At 71.9% G+C, this 3,575-nt stretch carries 3 protein-coding genes; all 3 read left to right on the top strand.

Annotated features, from left to right (window positions below):
* Nucleotides 1–1,499, top strand: a 1,499-nt coding sequence (locus AOK24_RS27600; protein ID WP_240554144.1) for an MMPL family transporter, incomplete at its 5' end; no start/stop codon positions are given.
* A complete protein-coding gene (locus AOK24_RS27595; protein ID WP_055722763.1) occupies nucleotides 1,496–2,473 on the top strand; it encodes a hypothetical protein in 978 nt (325 codons plus the stop codon). The genes AOK24_RS27600 and AOK24_RS27595, both read left to right, overlap by 4 nt.
* Nucleotides 2,474–2,665: 192 nt before the next feature.
* Entirely contained in the window at nucleotides 2,666–3,505 is an 840-nt protein-coding gene (locus tag AOK24_RS27590; RefSeq protein ID WP_079057017.1) for an IclR family transcriptional regulator, read from the top strand.
* Nucleotides 3,506–3,575 lie beyond the last annotated feature (70 nt).

Raw genomic sequence — 3,575 nt, 5'->3', positions numbered from 1 at the left:
GCTACCGCGAGGAGCGCGCGGCGGGCCGCACCAACGCCGAGGCCCTGCGCGTCACCCGCGCGACGGCGGGCCGCACGGTCGCGGTCAGCGGCGGCGTGGTCGGCGCGGCGCTGGCCACGCTGTTCGTCTTCGACCAGTACTTCCTGCGCTCGTTCGCGCTGGCCGGCATCGCGGTGGTGCTGTTCGCGGTGCTGGGTTCGCTGTACGTCCTTCCCGCGGCCCTCGTCCTGCTGGGCGACCGCGTCGACAAGCTGGCGTTCAAGCGCCGCGCACCGCGCCCGGTGCGGGAGCCCGCCGAGACCTTCTGGGGCCGGATGGCGGGCCTCGCCTTCAAGCGCCCGGCGCTGCTGGCGACCCCGGTCATCGCGCTGCTGCTGCTCATGGCGGTGCCGTTCACGAACGCCCAGTTCGGCGTGCCGGACGAGCGGGTGCTCCCGGCGGCGACCGAGAGCCGCATGGTCACCGAGGCCGTACGGGACGACTTCGGCGCGGGCGACGACCGCGCGCTGAACGTCGTGTCGGAGGACTGGAAGGGGTCGCAGGCCCAGCTCCAGCAGTACTCCGCCGCGCTGTCGAAGGTGTCCGGCGTGACGCAGGTGATCGGGGCGGCCGGGGTGTACAAGGACGGGGCCCGGGTGACCGTGCTGCCGGCCGCCGCTGCCGCCGGGTACCAGAAGGGCGACGCCGTCCGCATCCAGGTGCAGTCGGACGTCGTGCCGTACTCGCAGCAGGGCGGTGACCTCGCGCGCGCGGTGCGGGCGGTCGACCCCGAGGGCGGGACGGTGCTGGTCGGCGGGCAGGCCGCGCAGCTCGTCGACATCACGCACTCCATCGCGGGCAAGCTGCCGCTGGCGATCGTCCTGATCAGCGTCTTCAGCCTGCTGTTCCTGTTCCTGCTGACCGGCAGCGTGCTGATGCCGGTCAAGGCGCTCGTCTTCAACACGCTGAGCCTGGTGGGCATCCTGGGCGTCGCCGTCTGGATCTTCCAGGACGGCCACCTCTCCGGCGCCCTCGACTTCACGGCGTCCCCGCTGGCCGTGTCGATGCCGGTGCTGATGTTCTGCATCGCCTTCGGCCTGTCGATGGACTACGAGGTGTTCCTCGTCGCCCGCATCAAGGAGCGCCACGACCGCACCGGCGAGCTGGAGGGCTCCGTACGCGAGGGCCTGGGCGCGAGCGGGCCGGTGATCACCGCCGCCGCGGCCATCCTCGCCGTGTCCTTCTTCGCGATGCTGACCTCGGGCGTGTCCCTGATCAAGATGTACGGCCTGGCCACGGGCCTCGCGATCGTGATCGACGCGTTCCTGGTGCGCGGGGTACTGGTCCCGGCGTTCATGCGGGCGGCCGGCGCCTACAACTGGTGGGCCCCGGCGCCCCTCAAGGCCGTCCACCGGCGCTTCGGCATCAAGGAGTCGCTGGAGGAGGAGCACGAGACGTCCCCGGTCGCCGGCTCTTCGACGGCGGCCCCCGAGCCCGAGCCGACGGGGAGCGCGCGATGACCGGCACCCTGCCCCAGCTGCACAACGCTGCCGCCGCCGCGGCCCGAGCCGCCAACGCCCACAACACCCAGCCCTGGGAGCTGCGCCACCGGGGCGACCACATCGAGGTCGGCTGGGACACGCGCTACGCGCTCGGCCCGAGCGACCCCTCCCACCGCGACCTCAGGCTCTCCCTCGGCACGTACATCGAGACGTTCCTGATCTGCGCGAACACCGAGGGCACGGCCGTGCGCTTCGTCCCCGACCACGACGCGGACGCGACCCGCGTGGGCCGGATCGTGCCCGCCGAGCGGGCCGTACCGGAGGTCCACCGGGCCGCCGACGTGGAGCGCAGGCGGGTGTGGCGCGGCCCCTGGAAGGCGGACCGGGTCGCCCCGGAGCTGCTGGAGCAGGCCCAGCTGACCGCGCGCGAGGCCGGTTTCCGGATCGCCGTGGTGCCGACGGCGACCGCGCGTCCGCTGCTGATCCGCGCGTACCACTGGTTCTTCGGCCACGAGGGGATCGCGGCGGAGCTGCTCGCCTGGACCCGTCTCTCGCCGAAGCACCCGGCGTACGCCCAGGACGGGCTGAACGACGTGATGCTCGTCCTCAGCAAGGCGGAGCGCTCGGCGATGGGCGTCCTGTTCTCCCGCCCCGTCTACCGCGCGCTGCGCCCGCTGGGCCTGGTCAGGCTGCTGACGGCGCTGTCGTCGAGCGCGACGAGCGGCGACGGGGACGTCCTGGTGATCCTCGGCCGGGACGCGGGCCCCACGGACGAGGTCGAGGCGGGCCGGCTGGTGACACGGCTGTGGCTGGACCTGTTCCGGCAGGGTGTGTACGTCCATCCGCAGAGCCATGTCATCGACTGCCCCGGCACGCACGACGACCTGGCGCGGCTGTGCGCGGCCGAGCCGGGTGAGCGTCCGCTGGTGTTCTTCCGGGTCGGGCATCCGGCGAGCGACCCGGCGCTGCGGCCCCGGCACCCCAGGCGCTGAGCGCGGGAGGGGCGGGCGCGTCCCGCCCCTTTCGCACCCCTTCACCGCCGTGCGGTAATTACCTGCCGTATTGGATTCGCATGCCCGCGATCGCGGATAAATGTGAACGCGCGAAGAACAACCTTCACAGCCCTTCCCTAAGCTTCTTGAAAGTGCAATTATCAGGGTGTTTCCGCGGAAGGGAAATGTCCAATGGAGCCACCCCCCGCCCCTGAAGGACGCTCGGTCATCGAGCGCACCTTCGACGTCCTGGGCGCATTCGACTCGGCGAACGTGAGTCTTTCAGCCAGTGAAATAAGCAGGCGTACCGGAATACCGGTCGCCACCACCTACCGAATAGTCTCCAAGCTGCTCGACTGGGGTGCGCTGGAGCGGATCGGCATGAACAAGTTCACCATCGGCCTCCGGTTATGGGAGGTCGCCTCGCTCGCACCGAGGCATGCGGCTTTACGCGGGGCCGCGATATCGCCTATGCTCGATCTGCACGCGAAAACCCATTCCGTGGTGATGATTTCCGTCCGGGACCGCCGCGAGGGCGTGTGGCTGGAGTCCGTCTCCGGCAGCGGCGGAGTCTGCCACAGAACCTGGTCGACGGGAAACCGCTTCCCGCTGCACGCGACCTCCTGCGGCCTGGTCCTCCTCGACCAGGCCCCGGCCACCGTGCGGGAGGACGTCTACGCCGCCGCGCTCCCCGCGTACACGGACCGCACGGTCACCGACCCTGACGTCCTGCGGAACCTGGTCGACGAGACCCGGCGGCGCGGATACGCCCTCTGCGAAGGGCAGTTGGCCGAGGAGGTCGCCGGGGTCTCGGCGCCCGTCCTCGACGAGAACGGCGTCGGCATCGGAGCCCTCGGGCTCGTCACGGACTCCCCGGCCGCCATCACCCCCCGGCACATCGCCCTGACCCTCGAAACGTCCCGCCGCATCACCCGGGCCCTCACCCTGCGCTCCCGCGAGACCGAGCCGGCCCCCGCCACCGTCTCCCGAGGGGGACGCGGACGGGGGGTCACCCGCCCGGACTGCGCCTGACCGGCAGCCGCCGCACACCTGACCCCGTCCGGCGCCCGCCCGCACGCCGCTCCCCCGCTCACCTCCCCAC

Source organism: Streptomyces niveiscabiei (assembly GCF_001419795.1).
In the GTDB taxonomy this organism is placed as follows: domain Bacteria; phylum Actinomycetota; class Actinomycetes; order Streptomycetales; family Streptomycetaceae; genus Streptomyces; species Streptomyces niveiscabiei.
The sequence above is the reverse complement of the archived record's forward strand: the minus strand, read 5'-3'. Positions and strand labels throughout refer to the sequence as shown.

What these genes read in the sequence shown, in the direction of transcription:
- AOK24_RS27590 (WP_079057017.1), top strand. Translation starts at nt 2,666, where the DNA reads ATGGAGCCACCCCCCGCCCCTGAAGGACGCTCGGTCATCGAGCGCACC.
- AOK24_RS27595 (WP_055722763.1), top strand. Translation starts at nt 1,496, where the DNA reads ATGACCGGCACCCTGCCCCAGCTGCACAACGCTGCCGCCGCCGCGGCC.